Source organism: Streptomyces sp. NBC_01549, from assembly GCF_026339955.1.
Taxonomy (GTDB): Bacteria; Actinomycetota; Actinomycetes; order Streptomycetales; family Streptomycetaceae; genus Streptomyces.
Window position 1 is genome coordinate 3096394 of sequence record NZ_JAPEPW010000001.1, and the last position, 16691, is coordinate 3113084.

The 16691-nt window shown below is 69.4% G+C and carries 19 protein-coding genes and 2 pseudogenes; 16 read left to right on the forward strand and 5 right to left on the reverse strand.

What is annotated here, in order from left to right; genetic code table 11:
- The first annotated feature begins 21 nt into the window (after positions 1 to 21).
- The 6 genes and pseudogenes from OG819_RS13610 to OG819_RS13635 all read left to right on the forward strand — a co-directional run bounded on the left by OG819_RS13610 (position 22) and on the right by OG819_RS13635 (position 4420).
- Positions 22 to 1053, forward strand: a complete 1032-nt coding sequence (locus OG819_RS13610) for a recombinase family protein (protein WP_266649562.1) — start codon at positions 22 to 24, stop codon at positions 1051 to 1053.
- The gene (locus tag OG819_RS13615; protein WP_266649564.1) at positions 1050 to 1715 is read left to right on the forward strand and encodes a hypothetical protein; all 666 of its coding nucleotides are present in this window, start codon (positions 1050 to 1052) and stop codon (positions 1713 to 1715) included. Before OG819_RS13610 ends, OG819_RS13615 begins: the two co-directional genes overlap by 4 nt.
- Positions 1712 to 1990 (forward strand): hypothetical protein, encoded by a 279-nt coding sequence (locus OG819_RS13620; protein WP_266649566.1) that lies wholly within the window; start codon positions 1712 to 1714, stop codon positions 1988 to 1990. The genes OG819_RS13615 and OG819_RS13620 overlap by 4 nt, the downstream gene beginning before the upstream one ends.
- 49 nt (positions 1991 to 2039) lie before the next feature.
- Positions 2040 to 2480, forward strand: a complete 441-nt coding sequence (gene mobC / locus OG819_RS13625; RefSeq protein WP_266649567.1) for a plasmid mobilization relaxosome protein MobC — start codon at positions 2040 to 2042, stop codon at positions 2478 to 2480.
- Positions 2481 to 2485: 5 nt separating this feature from the next.
- Positions 2486 to 3043: pseudogene (locus OG819_RS13630) on the forward strand (mobilization protein); the annotation flags it as partial.
- A gap of 192 nt (positions 3044 to 3235) precedes the next feature.
- Positions 3236 to 4420: a hypothetical protein gene (locus tag OG819_RS13635; RefSeq protein ID WP_266649568.1), complete on the forward strand. Its 1185-nt coding sequence runs from the start codon at positions 3236 to 3238 to the stop codon at positions 4418 to 4420.
- On the opposite strand, the gene OG819_RS13640 is transcribed toward OG819_RS13635, so the two are convergent.
- Together OG819_RS13640 and OG819_RS13645 are read right to left on the reverse strand one after the other, a co-directional pair.
- Positions 4421 to 4975, reverse strand: a complete 555-nt coding sequence (locus OG819_RS13640; protein WP_266649570.1) for a flavoprotein — start codon at positions 4973 to 4975, stop codon at positions 4421 to 4423. It lies immediately after the preceding gene.
- On the reverse strand, positions 4972 to 6243 hold the full coding sequence (locus tag OG819_RS13645) for a helix-turn-helix transcriptional regulator (protein WP_266649572.1): 1272 nt from the start codon (positions 6241 to 6243) through the stop codon (positions 4972 to 4974). The genes OG819_RS13640 and OG819_RS13645 overlap by 4 nt, the downstream gene beginning before the upstream one ends.
- Positions 6244 to 6489: 246 nt before the next feature.
- Between OG819_RS13645 and OG819_RS13650 the strand changes: the two genes are divergently transcribed.
- The 3 genes and pseudogenes from OG819_RS13650 (at position 6490) to OG819_RS13660 (ending at position 8925) form a co-directional block, all read left to right on the forward strand.
- Positions 6490 to 6708 (forward strand): ATP-binding protein, encoded by a 219-nt coding sequence (locus OG819_RS13650; RefSeq protein ID WP_266649574.1) that lies wholly within the window; start codon positions 6490 to 6492, stop codon positions 6706 to 6708.
- Positions 6709 to 6748: 40 nt separating this feature from the next.
- A pseudogene (locus OG819_RS13655) lies at positions 6749 to 7498 on the forward strand (ABC transporter permease subunit); the annotation flags it as partial.
- Between the two features lie 35 nt (positions 7499 to 7533).
- The gene (locus OG819_RS13660) at positions 7534 to 8925 is read left to right on the forward strand and encodes a nitrate/sulfonate/bicarbonate ABC transporter ATP-binding protein (RefSeq protein WP_266649578.1); all 1392 of its coding nucleotides are present in this window, start codon (positions 7534 to 7536) and stop codon (positions 8923 to 8925) included.
- Here the strand turns inward: OG819_RS13660 and OG819_RS13665 are convergent.
- Positions 8922 to 9341 carry a metalloregulator ArsR/SmtB family transcription factor gene (locus OG819_RS13665; protein WP_266649583.1) on the reverse strand — a complete coding sequence of 140 codons (420 nt, stop codon included), beginning with the start codon at positions 9339 to 9341 and terminating at the stop codon, positions 8922 to 8924. The two genes, OG819_RS13660 and OG819_RS13665, sit on opposite strands and share 4 nt — an antisense overlap.
- Positions 9342 to 9398: 57 nt before the next feature.
- On the opposite strand from OG819_RS13665, the gene OG819_RS13670 reads away from it, so the two are divergent.
- The 7 genes from OG819_RS13670 (at position 9399) to OG819_RS13700 (ending at position 15683) form a co-directional block, all read left to right on the forward strand.
- Positions 9399 to 10442 carry a magnesium and cobalt transport protein CorA gene (locus OG819_RS13670; RefSeq protein WP_266649584.1) on the forward strand — a complete coding sequence of 348 codons (1044 nt, stop codon included), beginning with the start codon at positions 9399 to 9401 and terminating at the stop codon, positions 10440 to 10442.
- A gap of 70 nt (positions 10443 to 10512) precedes the next feature.
- Positions 10513 to 11874: an IS256 family transposase gene (locus tag OG819_RS13675; RefSeq protein ID WP_266647762.1), complete on the forward strand. Its 1362-nt coding sequence runs from the start codon at positions 10513 to 10515 to the stop codon at positions 11872 to 11874.
- A 227-nt stretch (positions 11875 to 12101) separates the two neighbouring features.
- Entirely contained in the window at positions 12102 to 13022 is a 921-nt protein-coding gene (locus tag OG819_RS13680; RefSeq protein ID WP_266626323.1) for an LLM class flavin-dependent oxidoreductase, read from the forward strand.
- A gap of 340 nt (positions 13023 to 13362) precedes the next feature.
- On the forward strand, positions 13363 to 13674 hold the full coding sequence (locus OG819_RS13685) for a hypothetical protein (protein ID WP_266626321.1): 312 nt from the start codon (positions 13363 to 13365) through the stop codon (positions 13672 to 13674).
- Between the two features lie 50 nt (positions 13675 to 13724).
- Complete coding sequence (locus tag OG819_RS13690) at positions 13725 to 14927, forward strand: hypothetical protein (protein ID WP_266626319.1); 1203 nt, start codon at positions 13725 to 13727, stop codon at positions 14925 to 14927.
- Between the two features lie 109 nt (positions 14928 to 15036).
- Positions 15037 to 15285, forward strand: a complete 249-nt coding sequence (locus tag OG819_RS13695; RefSeq protein WP_266626318.1) for a hypothetical protein — start codon at positions 15037 to 15039, stop codon at positions 15283 to 15285.
- A complete protein-coding gene (locus OG819_RS13700; RefSeq protein WP_266626317.1) occupies positions 15282 to 15683 on the forward strand; it encodes a DNA-binding protein in 402 nt (133 codons plus the stop codon). The genes OG819_RS13695 and OG819_RS13700 overlap by 4 nt, the downstream gene beginning before the upstream one ends.
- A gap of 51 nt (positions 15684 to 15734) precedes the next feature.
- On the opposite strand, the gene OG819_RS13705 is transcribed toward OG819_RS13700, so the two are convergent.
- Positions 15735 to 15989, reverse strand: a complete 255-nt coding sequence (locus OG819_RS13705; protein ID WP_266649586.1) for an LLM class flavin-dependent oxidoreductase — start codon at positions 15987 to 15989, stop codon at positions 15735 to 15737.
- Positions 15990 to 16066: 77 nt separating this feature from the next.
- Positions 16067 to 16615 (reverse strand): RNA 2'-phosphotransferase, encoded by a 549-nt coding sequence (locus tag OG819_RS13710; RefSeq protein ID WP_266626313.1) that lies wholly within the window; start codon positions 16613 to 16615, stop codon positions 16067 to 16069.
- Positions 16616 to 16691 lie beyond the last annotated feature (76 nt).

A 16691-nucleotide genomic window follows, 5' to 3' on the forward strand; every position in this document is an offset into this window, starting at 1 on the left:
ACGAGCCGACCATAACCCCAGGTGAGCCTGCGGCTCTCTACTGCCGGATATCCCAGGCGGACGAACGACGACCAGACCGGCGTCGATCGGCAGGAACGCATCTGCCGGGAGATCGCCGAGCGTAGGGGGCTCACGATCGACCCTGCCCACGTCTTCGTGGACAACAGCCGGTCGGCGTGGAGCCGGGGGCGGAAGAGGCCGGGTTGGGACCAGCTTCTCGAACGCGCCCAGCGCCGCGAGTTCCGGCACGTCATCGCGTACCACCCGGACCGCCTGATGCGGCAGCCCAGGGACCTGGAGGAGCTGCTCCAGGTCTCGGACGAGCACCAGATCATGCTGCACGGCGAGGCGAACCGGCGGGATCTGTCGGACCCCGACGACCGGTTCATCCTGCGGATCGAGGTCGCCCATGCCTGCCGGTCGTCCGACGACACCTCGCGGCGGCTGAAGTCGGCGCTGAAGGAGCGTGCCGAGAACGGTCTGCCGCACTCGGGCAAGCGCCGCTTCGGATACGAGATGGACGGCGTGACCATCAAGGAGGACGAGGCCGAGATCGTCCGAGAGGTCTTCGACCGCTACCTCAAGGGCCAGAGCCCGAGCGCGATCGCGCTGGTCCTCCACAAGCGCGGCATCAAGACCGTGTACAGCAAGGAGTGGTCGCAGGGCACGGTCCGCGCGCTCCTCGACTCCCGCCACGTCGTCGGCATCCGTATGCACCAAGGCGCGGAGGTCGGGCCGGGCAAGTGGCCCGCGATCATCGACCGGGGCACCTGGGAGGAGACCCGGGCCCGGCGTGAGTACCGCTCCGCGATCCACCAGACCAACCTGGAGCTGCGCCGCTTCTATCTGCTGCGCGGCCTGGTCATGTGCTCGCGCTGCGGCACGCTCATGTCCGGCACGAAGGTCGGCGCCGTGCCCTCCTACCTGTGCACGCGCAAGAGTCGCAACGGCGACAAGAAGTGCGTGCGGCGCATCGCCGCGGTGAAGCTGGAGGAGTTCTGGCCGTCGCCAGCCACGTACGCGGGCTGCTCACCTACCTTTTCCCTCTCGTGATCGACGGCTTCATCGCCATCGGCATCGTCGCCCTGCTCATCCTGCGTGGGGCTCCGCTTCGCTCCCGCCTGTACGTGTGGGCGCTTGTCGGCGTGGCCACCCTCACCAGCATCGGGGCCAACGTCGTACACGCCGTCGGCCTCAACGAGGGGACCCGCCTCCACCTCAACAACGCCACCGTCGGTGCCTTGTCCGGCATCGCCCCGCTGGCCCTCGCCGGCGCCGTCCACCTCTACCTCGTCATGAACCGCCACCTCGGCGGCAATGGCGCCATGGCGGAAGCGACCCCCGCCATGCCACCCGCCGAAGCCGCCACGCCAAGGCCGGACCGCCAGATCCGCCACGGGCAGGCGGACGACGCCGACACCGCGTCGCCCGCCAAAGCGAGCAACGCACCCACGCCCGAGGCGAAGCCCGCCACCGCCATGACGCCGACCGCCAAGAAGGCGCCCAGGACGGGTCAGCGGAAACGCACCGTCCCCGACGAGGAGCTGCTGGCCATCGCCCGCGCTATCGGTGCCGAGGCGGGGCAAGTCCCCCGCCCCGCCTTGGAGAAGGCGGTCAGGGCCAAGGGCTACACGATCAGTAAGGACGACGCCCAGAAGGCCACCGACATTGTCAGGGCGGAACTGGACGCCGCCAAGAACGCCGTCGCCGGATGAGCGCAGAACGCCAGGGTGCCGCCGCCGACCCGCTCCTGGGGCTGCGCTTCTTCGCCCGAACCACGCCAACCTCCAAGGGCCGCCCCGTCGCCGCCTCTCGCGGCCTTCGCAGAGCCGACTCCGGCTCAGCCGTCCCCGGCTCCACGGCCACGAGTACGGCCCGCATCCCGCACGACTCCATGGAGACGAACCCCAATGCACGACGGACACCACGAACTCCCCATGCCCCAGCAGGCGATGACCACCACCCCAGCCACGAGCGCAGCAAGCTGTAGCGATGGACCGTCCAAGGGCCGGTCCATCGCGCTTGCCTCCGCCCCGGGGGTGGCGGAGGAGGGCCCACACCAGGAGGCGCGGGACCCGGAAGCCCCGGCCGAGGGCGGCCGGGTGCAGAAGGGGAAGCGGCCGGCCCGTCGCCGTTCCCGCCAGGACAAGCAGCGCGGCAAGCGACAGACCTTCCGCGCCAGCGAGAGCGAGGCCGCTCAGATCGACGCCGCCGCCGAGGCCAAGGGCATCTCCAAGGCCCGCTTCATCGCCCAGGCCGTCCACGCCGAACTCCACGGCCGCCCCCGGCTCGACCAGGACGGCGCCCTCGACCGCCTCGACGCCGCTCGCGTCCAGCTCGCCCGCGTCGGCAACAACCTCAACCAGATCGCCAAGATCGTGGACTCCGGCGGCGACGCCATCCACCTCCAGCGCACCCTCGACGACATCCGCCAAGCCGCCACGACCGTCAAGGCCACCGCCCAGAAGCTGGTGAGCTGAACCCCTTGGTCCCCGACGTCTCCCGCGGCAGCCGCACCATCGGTCTGCTCCACTACCTCTACCGAACCAGCGACATCGAAGCCCACGTCGACCCGCACATCGTCGCCGCCTACGACCCCTTCGTCCTCGACCCCGGCCGCCACCCCGACGCCACCTTCACCGGCCTCGCCGCCGACCTCGACCAGTGGGTCAACGCCCTCGGCGACAAGGCCCCCGCCAAGCACGTATGGCACTGCCCCGTCCGCACCGCGCCCGGCGACCGCCACCTCAGCGACGACGAGTGGGCCACCGTCGCCCGCCGCGTCCTCAACGCCACCGGCATCGCGCCCGAAGGCGACGACGAAGCCTGCCGGTGGATTGCCGTGCGCCACGCCCCCGACCACATCCACATCGTCGCCACCCTCGTCCGCGCTGACCGCACCCGCCCCCGCCACCACAAGGACGGCACCCGCGCACAGGCCGAATGCCGCAAGATCGAGAAGGACTTCGGCCTGCGCCGCCTCAAGGAAGGCGACGGCACCGCTGCCAAACGCCCCACCAGCGCCGAACGCCACAAGGCCGAAGGGTGCAGATCTTTTGAGGGTGTCTGGCACGAGCGTGACCTGCGGGTTCGTGATCCAGCAGGGCTACGCCGTGTCAGTTACGCCCGGCCGTACGGCGCCGACGCGGATCAACGGGTGCTGTGAGAGACAGACGGGCAGGTCGGCCGCGATGGGCTTCGTGGGACGATGAACTCGATCCGTACAAAACCGCAGGTGGGCCAGACCCTCAAAAGATCTGCACTCAAGGCCGAACGCCTCGGCCAGGAAGATGCCTCCCGCGAGCTGCTGCGCGAACACGTCCACCGCGCTCTGGCCGGGGCAGCCGACGAGGCCGAGTTCTTCGACCGGCTCGCAGCCGAAGGCGTACGCATCAACAAGCGCATCGCCCCGTCCGGCGATGTCCTGGGCTACAAGGTCGCAATCGTCGGTGACCGCAACGGCGACCAGGAACCCATCTGGTTCGCAGGCTCCACACTCGCGCCGGACCTGTCCCTGCCCAAGATCCGCAAACGGTTCACGCACACCGCCGCCGAGGCCGAACATCCCACCCCTGCAACGCCCGTCGGCAGGTCGGCGCCCGCCCGGGCCCGCCTCTTCGCCGCCGAGGTCACCGAGGACGTCCTGGTGGCGATGGTCTCCGCCGACGACGGGACGGTCGCGGCCCACATGAAGGGGGTCGGTGAGGTCCTCGACGCGCTCGCCCAGACCTCGCCCGGTCATACTGGCACCGAACTACGAGACGCCGCGCGGTATTTCGAGCGCGCCACCCGCTCCCACATCCAGGCCCGGGATGCTGAGATGCAGGCCCTGCGCCGCGCGGCCCGTCAGATCGTCCACTCCGGCCCCGCCCTCGGCCGCGGCGCGGACGGAACCGCCGCCGCCATGGTTCTGGACGTCCTGCTCCTGGCCGCCATGGCCGCCGCCCGCTGGTATGCCGCCCGCGGCCACGCCCAGCAGGCCGAAGCCTCCCAACGCACCGCCGAACACCTCCGCGCCGCCTACAGCGCGGCGGCCCAAGCGCCCATGGCGGTCATGCACGCGAACGGCCAGAGCCTGCCCGCTCCGCTGCAGCGCAGGCACGCGCGGTCAGTCCTGTCCGTGCTGCCGACGGAGGTGGCCCGACGGCTCCAGGACGAGCCGGGCTGGCCCGCCCTGGCCGCCAGCCTCCACGAGGCGGAACAGGCCAGCCGCAACGCCGCCGCACTCCTGAAGCAAGCAGTCGACTTTCGCGAACTGTCCACAGCGGAGTCCGTCAGCGATGTCCTCATCTGGCGGCTCAGGCGGCTTGCGGACCTTCCCGCCCCGATCGCCGCACCTCATCAGCCTGACCAGCGCCCTGCCGCTGCTGCCGCACCGACCCTTCCGCAGCCGAGTCAGGCACCAACGCGCCGACGGTAGTCACTCCCCGGCAGCGAGCGCAGGGGCGAGCAGCTCCAGCGCCTCCTCCCAGCGGAAGCGGTCGGCGCCGCCGCCGGCCTTGGGCTTGTGGGGCTCGTAGCTGCCGATCAGGACGCCCATCCCACGCAACCGTTCCAGGCTCTGCCGGTACGCGGGGTGGGCGGCCTGTGCCGCGTTCAGATAGGGGAGAACGGCGGTGGGGATGCCCATGCCGTACGCCTCGCACAGGATGCCCAGGGCGAGGGTGTCGGAGATGCCGGCGGCCCACTTGTTGACCGTGTTGAAGGTCGCCGGGACGACGGCGATGGCGTCCGCGGGCGGCAGGGGGCGAGCCTCGCCCGGCGTGCGCCAGGCAGAGCGGATCGGGTAGCCGGTCTGAGCCTCGATCGCCTCGACGTCGAGGAAGCCCAGACCCTGCGGAGTGGCGATCACGCCGACGTCCCAGTGCCGTTCCTGCGCCGCGGTGATCAGCTTGCCGACGTCGCCGGCGATGCCGCACGCGCACACGACGACGTACAGGAAGGGCTGCTTGTCCGGGGCGTTCTGCTCGGTCACGCGGGGACTCCCAGTCGGCGGCTGAAGTGGTGTAGTTCCGGCAGCGTACGACGGCGGTCGCGGGCAGCCATGTCGGCGACCAGGTCGCGAACGGCGGGGCGGCGGACGTCCTGGGCGGCACAGGTCTCGGCGATGCGCAGGGCCTGGTAGCCGTCAGAGAGGCGGCCCTGCTGGCTGTAGGCGCGGGCAGCCTCCACCCAAAGAGCAGCCCGACGCTCCGGAACGGGGATGTGCCGGCGCATGAGTGGGCGAGCCGCCTGGAGGGCGAGGCCCGCATCGCCGAAGGCCACCAAGGCGCTGAGCTCGTGCAACGCGACGTTCGTGGGGCTGGAGTTCGCCCATGCGTCGGGGCGGTCGAGGGACACGTACCGGGCCACTTCCTTGGCTTCGGCGAGAAACTCCTCCGTGGCAACGCGGTCGCCACCACCGCTGGCCGCCGTCACGCCGCGCAGCAGCAATAGCCCCACGGCCGCGAGGTACTTCGGAGAGCGCCGATCGTAGGAGCCGGTGAGCTGATCGGCCGTGTGCCGGACGAGGGTGACGGCCTGGGTGGTGTGCTTCTCGCGGGCCAGGACGTGGGCCTGGACGCGGACGCTGGAGGCGAGGACCACCGGGTCGCCGGAGCGTTCGGCCTCGGCCATCGCCCGGCCGACCGCGAGCCAGGCGTTGCCTTGGTCGTGCTGTTTGAGCAGCAGGCTGGTCGAGGTCTGGTACGTCGTTGCCAGCAGCGCGCACAGCACATGCCCGTCCGACGAGCCGCTGGAGGCCAGCCGCAGGTCGGCGATCAGGCTGGGCAGGGTGCGTTCCAGTTCCGTGTAGTCGCAGGTGTAGAAGAGCCTGCGGGCCATGCCGACCCGCTCGCGGAGAACTGCCGTATCCAAGGGGGCGCCGGTGCTCGCCGGGCTCAGGCCGGGCAGGAGGGCTTGTACGAGGTCGTTGTGGGCGGCGGCTGCGCCGGCCGGGGTCGCGAGCGCAGCAATGCTCGCGGCGAGGAAGGTACGGCGGTGCATGTCCTCTGCTTCGAGATCGGCGGCGGAGGCATCGGGCGCAGCGGCGAGGCCCAACTGCTGGGGCGGAATCCTGAGTTCCTGCGCGACGGCGCGTAGGACGCGGATGTCCTCTGTCCCACGGCCGCTCTCCAGGCGGCTCACCTTGGACTGGTGATATCCGAGCGCGGCGGCGACATCCTTCTGCGAGCGCCGCTGTAACACCCGCGTCTGACGGATCGCTTCGCCGATCCGTCTCGCTTCGCTGTGTGCTTCGGCCATCTGCCACGGCCCCTTCCGCCGTCGCCGATCCTGCCTGCTCAACCGAGCGTAGATCAGCCGTACTTCGCCGTGATGCAGCTCCTGCATAACCGATGCAGCGTCGGCACCTGGGCTAACCACCCACCGCGACGAGCTGGTTGCGTGAGGTGGCCGCACCAACCTCGGGAGGCCGCTCATGGCAGCGCACCAGCTCACTCTCTCCGTACCCGCCACACCCACCGCGGTCACGATGCCCGGCACCAGGCCGTGGGCGCGATAGCGGGCTGGAAGGTGGAGCTGGACGACGAGGTGGTGCACACGGCCGAGCTGGTGATCAGCGAGCTGGTCACCAACGCGGTCCGGCACGCCGGTCCCGGCCAGGTCTCGATGACCGTGCGGCTCATCGAGACCGTCCTGCGCATCGAGGTCTTCGACTCCAGCCCTGTGCTGCCCCGGCTCGGCCTGAGCGTCGGCTCGGCGCCGTAGCGGTCGGCCAGAGCGGCGACGAGGAACAGGCCGCGGCCCCGCACGGCAACGCACCGGCGACATCACCTTCGCGCTCGTCGCGGGCGCGCTGATCCTGTGGGGCCTGATCGACCTCGGCCACTACCTCCACGACCACACCGGCCTCGGCGTCTTCGGCGAACCGCTGCTGCTCGGCCTGGTCACCCTCGCCCGCGTCATCGTGCTCGTCGCCGGCGCGACGGTGATCTGGGTGCCGATCGGCGTGAAGATCGGCTTCTCACCGCGACTGACCCGCATCGCCCAGCCCGTGGTGCAGGTTCTGGCGTCCTTCCCCGCCAACTTCCTCTTCCCGCTGGCCGTCTGGTTCTTCCTGAAGACCGGCCTGTCGATCAACGTCGGCGGCATCCTGCTGATGGCACTCGGCGCCCAGTGGTACATCCTCTTCAACACCATCGCCGGCGCCATGTCGATCCCGTCCGATCTGCGCGAGGCGATGGACGACCTGGGCGTACGCGGCTGGCAGCGGTGGAAGCGGCTGATCCTGCCCGGCATCTTCCCGTCGTACGTCACCGGCGGCATCACCGCGTCCGGCGGCGCCTGGAACGCCTCGATCGTCTCCGAGGTCGTCGTCTTCGGCGGCACCACCCTGACCGCCACCGGCCTGGGCGCGTACATCGCGAAGGCCACCGCGAGCGGCGACTTCCCACACCTGATCGCAGGCGTGGCGGTGATGAGCCTGTACGTCGTCGGCCTCAACCGCCTGCTGTGGCGCCGCCTGTACAGGCTCGCCGACAGCCGCTACGCCCTCTGAACCCCCACAGACTTCCCTCCCTTCTGGAGAGCGCCATGGCACTGAAGACCCTCCGCAAGCTCCGCGCCGCCACCACGACCACCACCCCCAAGCCGCCCCGCGCCGCCGACGGCGACGTCCTGCTCGAAACCGTCAGCCTCACCAAGACGTACGCGGGCGCCGACGGTGAACTGCCCGTCCTCGCCGGCATCGACCTGCAGATACGCGCCGGCGAAGTGGTCGCGCCGCTCGGCAAGTCCGGGTCCGGCAAGTCCACGCTGCTGCGCTGCCTGGCCGGCCTCATCCCGGCCAGCTCCGGCACCATCTCCTACCGGGACCAGCCGCTGACCGGGGCGAACCCCGGCAGCGCGATGGTCTTCCAGACCTTCGCGCTGCTGCCCTGGCTGACCGTGCAGCAGAACGTCGAACTCGGGCTGGAGGCCCAGGGTGTACCCGCAGACCGGCGTGCCGAGGCCGCCGTCCAGGCCATCGACCTGATCGGCCTGGACGGCTTCGAGTCCGCCTACCCCAAGGAGCTGTCCGGCGGCATGCGCCAACGCGTCGGCTTCGCACGGGCACTGGTCGTCGAGCCGGACGTCCTGATGATGGACGAGCCGTTCTCCGCGCTCGACGTTCTCACGGCCGAGAACCTGCGCGGCGAGCTGATGGAGCTGTGGGAGTCGGGCCAGTTCCCCACCCGCGCCATCGTGCTGGTCACCCACAACATCGAGGAGGCGGTGCTGATGGCGGACCGGATCGTCGTCCTCGGCTCCCGCCCCGGCACCATCAAGGCAACCTTCGAGGTCGGCCTGGAGCGGCCCCGCGACCGCAACGCGCCCGCCTTCGAGGACCTCATCGACCGCGTCTACCGGGTGATGACCGGCCGCGCCAAGGAAACCCGCATCCCGGGCCGCCCCGACGGCATCGAGCTCGACAAGCGCACCACTGCCAACACTCCGCTCCCTGTGGCCAGTGTCGACGGGCTCTCCGGCCTCGCCGAGATGGTCGCCCACCGCGACGGCCGCTGCGACCTGGCCGATCTCGCCGACGACCTCGGCCTGGAGATCGACGACGTGCTGCCGCTGGTCGATGCCCTCGAACTGCTCGGTTTCGCCAAGATCAGCGACGACGACCTGCTCCTGACCGAGCGCGGCACCGCCTACGCCGGAGCCGACGTCCAGGACTCCAAGACGATCTTCTCCGAGGCGGCCCTGGGAACACCCCTGGTCAAGCTGATCACCACCAGCCTGCGGCAGAACGCCGAGGGCACCCTGCGCGCCGGGTTCTTCCGCGACCTACTCGCCCACCACTACACGAGCGAGCAGGTCACCCAACAGTTGGAGACGGCGACGGACTGGGGCCGATACGCCGAGTTGTACGCGTACGACGCCGACCCGCAGGAGTACCGCCTCGACAACGGCGGGGTCACTCCTGCACCGCAGTCCTAGTGCTCGGTGGCGGGTCGAGGAGCGCGCGCCACCCGCCGCGAACGCGCGGGCCCTTCCTGTGCGACGGCCGCCGGCACGGACCCCGCGTCGAGGTCCTCCCCGGCAGCCTGGTCCACGGAGGCGTTGGCCACCAGCGTTGCCTCCTCCAGCAGGCCGCGCACCCGGGCGGCCGCCCGGTAGTAGATGCGCGTGCCCTCCCGCCGGGAATCGACCAGACCGGCCGCCCGGAGCCTCGCCAGGTGCTGGGAGGTGGCGGCGACGTGGGCGCCGATCATCTCCGCGAGCGCGCTCACCGGCAGTTCCTGCCCGCTCAGCGCCCACAGGAGCCGGTAGCGCGACGGATCGGCCACCGCTTTGAGCACGGCGACCGCCCGATCGGCTCCGGCGGCGTCCCATGACCTAACTTGCGTCTCCATGCAAGTATCGTAACCGGCAGTACGCGCACCAGGCCGCGCCCGTCGCGAGGAGACGCCATGACGGCCAGCAGTACACCATCGACACCCCCGCCCCGGCCGAACCCGGACTCCGTGGTCGACTGCGCCCTGTACGAACACGGCAAGCGCCGACCGGGCCTCCTCCCCCTCGACCAGGCCATGCACGCCTGCCGTGCCACCTCGGACAGCTTCGTCTGGATCGGCCTGCACGAACCCACCGAAGACCAGCTCCAGACCGTCGCGAGCGCCTTCGGCCTGCACCCCCTGGCCGTTGAGGACGCCCTCGACGCACACCAGCGCCCCAAGCTCGAACGCTACGACGACACCCTCTTCCTCGTCCTGCACACCGTCGTCTACGTCGAGCACGAACGCCTCACCGCCACCAGCGAGATCGTCGACACCGGCGAGATCATGGTCTTCATGGGCGCGCGCTTCATCGTCGTCGTACGCCACGGCCCTTCCCCGGGACTCACCGGCGTCCGCCGCGCCCTGGAGAGCCGCCCGGAACTGCTCGCGCACGGCCCCGCCGCCGTACTGCACGCCATCGCCGACACCGTCGTCGACCAGTACCTGGACGTCGTCACCGCCGTCGAGACGGACGTGGACGAGGCCGAGGGCGACACCTACAGGCCCCATCAGTCCTACGACATCCGCCGCATCTACCAGCTCAAACGCGAACTCCTCCAACTACGCCGCGCGGTGGTCCCCCTCACCGGACCGATGCGGGAACTCGCCGGAGGCCGGCTGCCCGGCGTGGACAAGGACATCGCCACATACCTCCGCGACGTCCACGACCACCTCACTCAGGCCGCCGAACGCATCACCGCGCTCACCGAGGTGACCGACACCGCCCTCTCCCTCGCCCTCACCCAGACCGGTGTCCAGCAGAACAACGACATGCGCCGCATCAGCGCCATCGCCGCCCTCATCGCCGTACCCATCGGCATCGTCGGCGTCTACGGCATGAACTTCGACCACATGCCCGAACTCCGCTGGACCTACGGCTACCCCCTGGCGATCGGCGGCATCATCGTCATCTGCGCCGTCATCTACCGAGCCTTCCGACGCAACGGCTGGCTGTGACACCGAAGCGACCGGGCAGAACCCGGGAGTGTCATGAATTAGGTGGGAACTTCACCGGAAGGGACACCTGATGACGATCCAGAAGACTCACTCTCTCGAGACGGTGGGCGGCGTGTCGCTTGCCACTGACGGGGCGGCCGCGGACGGTGCGGGCATGAGGAGAACGCAGGAGTCCGTGGACGGGCTGGGCCTGGACCTGCTGGACGCGCTGACGCTGCTGGCCCAGGACAGGGTCCGCGGTGGTGGGCTGAGGCTGGTCGGTGAGGACGGTCTGCTGCCCGCGATCACGCAGCACCTGATGCAGGCCGCCCTGGAGGCCGAGCTGGATGAGCATCTGGCCGCCGAGGCCGAGCGCGGCGGCGGGCGGGGCTCGCGTTCGGGCGGCAACGGCCGTAACGGGTATCGCACGAAGAAGGTGATGAGTGAGGTCGGGCCGATCACGCTGCAGATCCCCCGTGACCGGCTGGGCACTTTCCGGCCCCGCATCCTGCCCAAGGGTGCCCGTCGCACCGGTGCTCTGGACGAGATGGTGCTCTCGCTGACCGCCCGCGGCATGACCTCCGGGGAGATCGTCGCGCACCTTGAGGAGGTGTACGGGATGAAGACGTCCAAGGAGACGATCTCCACGATCACCGACAAGGCCCTGGACTCGATGAACGAGTGGCGCACCCGCCCGCTCGACGCGGTCTACCCGGTCGTCTTCGTCGACGCCATCCACGTCAAGATCAGGGACGGGCAGGTCGCCAACAGGCCGATCTACGTGGCCATCGCGGTCACCGCCGACGGCTACCGCGATATCCTCGGCCTGTGGGCCGGCGACGGTGGCGAGGGCGCCAAGTTCTGGCAGCAAGTCCTCACCGACCTGCGTAATCGCGGGGTCAGAGACGTCCTCATGCTCGTCTGTGACGGGCTGTCCGCTCTGCCGGACGCGGTCGCGAACGTGTGGCCCCAAACCGTTGTGCAGCGCTGCGTCGTTCACCTGATCCGGCAGAGCCTGCGCTACGCCTCCCGGCGGGACTGGCCCGAGGTCGCCGCCGACCTCAAGCCCGTCTACACCGCCGTCAACGAGGCCCAGGCCCGCGAGCGGCTCGACGAGTTCGACGCCAAGTGGGGCCACAAATACGGCTCGATCGCCACCGTCTGGCAGCGCGCCTGGAGCGAGTTCGTACCCTTCCTGGCCTTCCCCGACTCCATCCGCGAGGTCGTCTACACGACCAACAGCATCGAGTCCCTCAACGCCCGCTACCGCCGCGCGGCCACCGCCTGCGGACACTTCCCCAACGAACAGGCAGCACTCAAGAGGATCTACCTGGCCACCCTCGCCCTCGACCCCTCCGGCCGGGGACGCAAACGCTGGAACAACAAGTGGAAGGCAGCATTGAACGAGTTCGACCAGCTCTTCGACGGCCGCCTTACCGCCGGACGGGTATAAGCCAGTCGGACCAACCAAAAACCACTAGGCCAAAGGGCCTAAAAACACCTAAATCATGATAGACCCCAGAACCCCGTGAACCGTGGTGGCGGTTCTGGTTGCAGCACCCCACCGAGTCGGCAGCGTCATGGCAGCGGGACCGGACGGAACGAGACGCCGTCGTGTGTCGGGTTGGGGCCCGGCCGGAGTTGTCAGACCGCCCTTGGTGCGGCCGTAGGCTTTGAGTCATGAGTCTGCGTCTGAGCACCGTGATCCTGCCGTACCGCCGCTGGCACGAGGGGAGTCGTGCCGCCTGGCAGCGTGCGGAGGAGCTCGGGTTCCACACCGCGTACACCTACGACCACCTGTCCTGGCGTTCGTTTCGGGACGGGCCGTGGTTCGGCGCGGTGCCGACGCTGACGGCCGCCGCGAGTGTTACCGAGCGGATGCGTTTGGGCACCCTCGTCACGTCGCCTAATTTCAGGCACCCGGTGACCCTCGCCAAGGAGCTGATCTCGCTCGACGACATCTCCGGCGGGCGGGTCACCCTCGGCATCGGCGCGGGTGGCACCGGCTTCGACGCGACGACCCTCCTGAAGAGCGACCAGGAGCCGTGGACCCCGCGCGAGCGTGCCGACCGGCTCGCCGAGTTCGTGCCACTGCTCGACCGGCTGTTGACCGAGGACGGTAAGGACGGGGTTTCGTACGAGGGCGACTTCTACTCGGCGCACGAGGCGCGCAACATCCCCGGGTGCGTGCAGCGGCCCCGGCTGCCTTTCGCGGTGGCCGCCACCGGCCCGCGTGGGCTGCGGCTGGCCGCGCGGTATGGACAGGCGTGGGTGACCACCGGCGACCCGAAGCTGTACGAGAACGGCACGCCGGAGCAGTCCCTCCAGGCACTGCGTGGACAGGCCGAGCGGCTCGCGGACGTGTGCGCCGAGCACGCGCGGGACGTCAGCGACCTCGACAAGATCCTGCTCACCGGCTTCACCCCGGACCGTGGCCGTCCGCTGGAGTCCCTCGGTGCCTTCGTCGACTTCGCGGGCCGGCACCAGGAACTGGGCTTCACCGAGATCGTCGTCCACTGGCCGATTCCCGACTCGGACTTTGCCGCCGACGAGAAGGTCTTCGAGCAGATCGCCATGGAGGCACCCGCCCAGCTGGGGTAAGCGGCCATTGACTCTCACCCGTGGGTCTCACTGGGGCATTCCGCCCTCAGCGCAGCCTCGTTTTCGCAGGTCACATTGTGATAGGCGAAAAAGGCTTGACTGAGGTGAACTTGTGCCTCCTCGCTCCCTGATCTGGATGGTCCACCTGGGGCTCAAGGTGGCGGTCATATCTCGTTCAGGTCGTTGACTGAAGCGTTACGCCCAGACCCTGGTGAGTGCCGCGATGAGGTCGGTGCCGGCCGGTGCCACGGGCCACCATCCGCCCTCGTCGTCCCGGAGGTGGGATACCAGCAGCGCCATGGCCGCCCGGTGTCATCCCGAGGGTCGCTAGTGTTGCCCCATGGGTGTGGTGGATACGGTCGTGCTTGAGGCCATGATCGAAGAGGCGACTGTCGACGCCTACAACGAGGACGAGCAGCTGACCGGTCTGTTCACCATGCTTGAGGAACATCTCGGCCTGCCCTTCACCACGGCGGTTCTCGGCGGCGAGGTAACCGTGGACGGCATTGACCTCACGCCGGACGGACGGATCGTCGCTCTGTGCTCTCGCGGCGGCATTCGGCAATCGATCGGAATCCTGGAGCTGCCGTTGCCCAGCCCGGCGCCCGAGGGCGCGGAGTGGATCGAGGCGTACCGTCACTGGGCCGGTTGAGGCCGAGCACCTCACACCCCACGCGGAACCGGCTTGTGTGGAAGGGCAACGTGGCTGACGTCGTACAAGGCTGGCATCAGGGCGGCGGCGAACCGTCGCTGACCGACCTCATCGAGCGCAGTGCCGAGTTGAAAGGGCAGCTGGTCGCCTTCGGGCAGAGCGCCCGCTTTGACCGGTGGTTGACGCCCCTCCTGCTGGAGGCCGCAGGGCCTGAGCGGCAGTTGGACGAGGGCGAGGCGATCCGGATCATCGACCACTTCATCCTGCGGTACCGCCTGCCGGACGGTTCGACCGTGGTGGACCGCTTCGTCGCTGGACGGAAGGACTTGACCGCGGTCGACCGGGAGATGCTGCTCGGTTGGCGGGACGCGGTGGAGGGCATCTTCGAGATCCAGCGTAAGGAAGGGGATGCCGTCGTCCTGCTGAACTTGGTCGACGACCTGGAGTACCGCACGTACTCGAATGTCGGGCGGGCGGCGTTCCATGGAGTGTCCAAGGGAGGCTTCCTCCACACCTGCCTGGTACCGGTCCACTCGGCCGGCGGGGCGTGGCTGGTGTCCGGGGCGATGTCGAGCTATCCCAAGTCCAGCGCCACCGAGATCGCCCAGGCCGCTCTCCACCTGACCACCAGTCGGCCCGAACTGGTTTTCCGCAATCCCGAAAAGCTTGAGCAGGGATGGCAGCGGATGCGGGAGGACCGGGCCGCGTTTGTCGAGTTCTGCGGCGGCGACGAACTGGTCCTTCCGCCTGCCGAAGCTGAGGACCTCCTCAATGGCTACTACCGCCAGCGCCAAGAGGCAGCCGTCGCCGGACAGCCCGACCGTACCTGGGGCAGGCGGCTTCCCGGCCTGGACCTGCCGTTTTTCGAGCTGCCGCGAGAACTCGCGGAGTCGGACACCATCGGCGTCATCTACGACGAGGTCGACGGGCTCAACTTCTACGCGGACTACGGGATGCTGCGGGACCTCTTCGCGGATCCGGCTCTCGCGGGCCGCAGGCAGTACCAGGACCTGTTGCGCGCGTACCTGCGCGAGGAGTCGATCGCGCCACTGCCGATCCGCCGACTGGCCGCCGCCCATCCGGAGACGGCCGACGCGGTGTTCCGGAAGCTGTTGAGGAAGCCCGGATTCACCTGGAGCGAGCACGGCGAGGCGCTGCTGCGCCGACGCAAGCCGTGGTACTACGCGAACGAACCCCGCCCCGGTGTCTCCGTGATCGGGGACCGCCTCAGTGCGCTTGCCGTCGGCCGCTGACAGTCACCGATTCCCGTTGAGGCCCCGGCCGCCGCAGGCCGCGGCCCATCGGAGCGGAGGAACCGCAGGTCGGAATGACCTGGTGCGCATATCGCAGTATGCTCACGTCATGGCTGACACGACTCGTATCACGGTGACGCTGCCGACCGAGCAGGTCGCCGAGCTGAGGAAGCTCACCGACAACGTCTCCGGTTATGTGGCCGAGGCGGTGGCGCGTCAGTTGCGCCACCAGCTGCTCGGTGCCGACCTGCAGCGTCACCAGGAGGAGCACGGGGCGTTCACGGAGGAGGAGCTGGCTGAGGCCCGCTCAAGGATCTTCGGGACGGCGGACGCCGACGGGTCGGCGAGCGCGGCGTGAACGACCACGTCGAGACCGTCGTCCTGGACTCCCAGGGGGTCTCCGCCTGGATTGCCCAGGACCGCAAGATCCTCGCGATGTTCCAGGTGTTCCACAGCATGGGTGCCGATTTCGTCATCGGCGCCAACACCATCGTGGAAGTCAGCCATGCGCGGGTGAACATGCCCCGACTGCGGTGGGTGCTGTCCCGCGTCAAGGTCGAGCCGGTGACCGAGAACGCAGCGAAAGCGTCCGCGGAACTGCTCAAGGCCGCAGGTCTGCACGGCCACAAGTACGCGATCGACGCGACTGTTGCCGAGATGGCACTGCGCCAGCCCGGGCCAGTGGCCATCCTGACGTCCGACGTCGACGACATGGCCCGACTGTGCGGTGACCGAGTCCGGCTCATCGGCATCTGAGCAGGGAAGTGCTGTTGCTGGCACGCCGGCCCAGCAGGGAATCCTCCCAGGTCAGGCTGCGATAGGCGAAAAAGGCTTGACCGAGGTCACGAGGGTGCCCAGGCGGAGCTGCTCGGTTGCGGCGGCCGCGGCGGTGAGTGTGGGGACGGCACCGAACCAGGGGCCGTCCCGGAAGGTCCGCCACGACAGGTGGTCGTACGTGAACGCGGTGTGGAAGCCGAGCTGCTCGGCACGCTGCCAGGCGGCACGCCCGCCCTCGTGCCAGCGGAGGTACGGCAGGGTCACAGTGCTCAGACGCAGACTCATGCATCGAGCGTAAGCGGAGTCGCGGGGTGGTCGTGGCCGGCGCATGATCGCTCCATGACCGGACGGGCGGCGGACGATCAGTGCGGGCCGGGGAAGCGCAGGTACCCCGGTGGTACGGCCTCGGTGAGCCACACCCCGTTCGCGCTCACCCGGAATACATGGCCGTCGCGGTGCATGGCGGCGGCGTCCACACCGAGCACGACGGGGCGGCCGCGGCGGGCGCCGACGCGGGTCGCGGTCTCGCGGTCGGGCGAGAGATGCACGTCGTGCCGGTTCATGGGCCGCAGGCCCTCGGCCCGGATCGCGTCCAGGTTGCGGGCCACGGTGCCGTGGTAGAGATACGCCGGCGGAGTCGCCGGGGGCAGCCCGAGGTCGACCTCGACGGAGTGGCCCTGGCTGGCGCGGATACGGGTGCCCGCCACGGCGAAGCGTCGCTTGTCGTTCGTGGCCACCACATGGTCGAGCTCTTCGCGGGTGATGCGGAAGCCGTGCGCCGCCGCTGCCGCGATCAACGCGTCGATCTCGACCCAGCCTCCCTCGCCGAGCGTGAGCCCGATCCGCTCGGGCTGATGCCGCAGATGCTTCGAGAGGTACTTCGACACCTTCACGGTGCGTCTTTCATCCATCGGTTCGTTCATCCTGCCAGCGTGCCTGGCGAGAGGCGGATCACGCATTTGATTTTGCTTCGGAGGTTTGATCCAC

Excerpts from the sequence above, each read along its gene's own strand:
- OG819_RS13620 (WP_266649566.1), top strand. The coding sequence starts at position 1,712 with ATGAGCGCAGAACGCCAGGGTGCCGCCGCCGACCCGCTCCTGGGGCTG.
- OG819_RS13645 (WP_266649572.1), bottom strand. The coding sequence starts at position 6,243 with ATGGCCGAAGCACACAGCGAAGCGAGACGGATCGGCGAAGCGATCCGT.
- OG819_RS13660 (WP_266649578.1), top strand. The coding sequence starts at position 7,534 with ATGGCACTGAAGACCCTCCGCAAGCTCCGCGCCGCCACCACGACCACC.
- OG819_RS13665 (WP_266649583.1), bottom strand. The coding sequence starts at position 9,341 with ATGGAGACGCAAGTTAGGTCATGGGACGCCGCCGGAGCCGATCGGGCG.
- OG819_RS13670 (WP_266649584.1), top strand. The coding sequence starts at position 9,399 with ATGACGGCCAGCAGTACACCATCGACACCCCCGCCCCGGCCGAACCCG.
- OG819_RS13675 (WP_266647762.1), top strand. The coding sequence starts at position 10,513 with ATGACGATCCAGAAGACTCACTCTCTCGAGACGGTGGGCGGCGTGTCG.
- OG819_RS13680 (WP_266626323.1), top strand. The coding sequence starts at position 12,102 with ATGAGTCTGCGTCTGAGCACCGTGATCCTGCCGTACCGCCGCTGGCAC.
- OG819_RS13685 (WP_266626321.1), top strand. The coding sequence starts at position 13,363 with ATGGGTGTGGTGGATACGGTCGTGCTTGAGGCCATGATCGAAGAGGCG.
- OG819_RS13695 (WP_266626318.1), top strand. The coding sequence starts at position 15,037 with ATGGCTGACACGACTCGTATCACGGTGACGCTGCCGACCGAGCAGGTC.
- OG819_RS13705 (WP_266649586.1), bottom strand. The coding sequence starts at position 15,989 with ATGAGTCTGCGTCTGAGCACTGTGACCCTGCCGTACCTCCGCTGGCAC.
- OG819_RS13710 (WP_266626313.1), bottom strand. The coding sequence starts at position 16,615 with ATGGATGAAAGACGCACCGTGAAGGTGTCGAAGTACCTCTCGAAGCAT.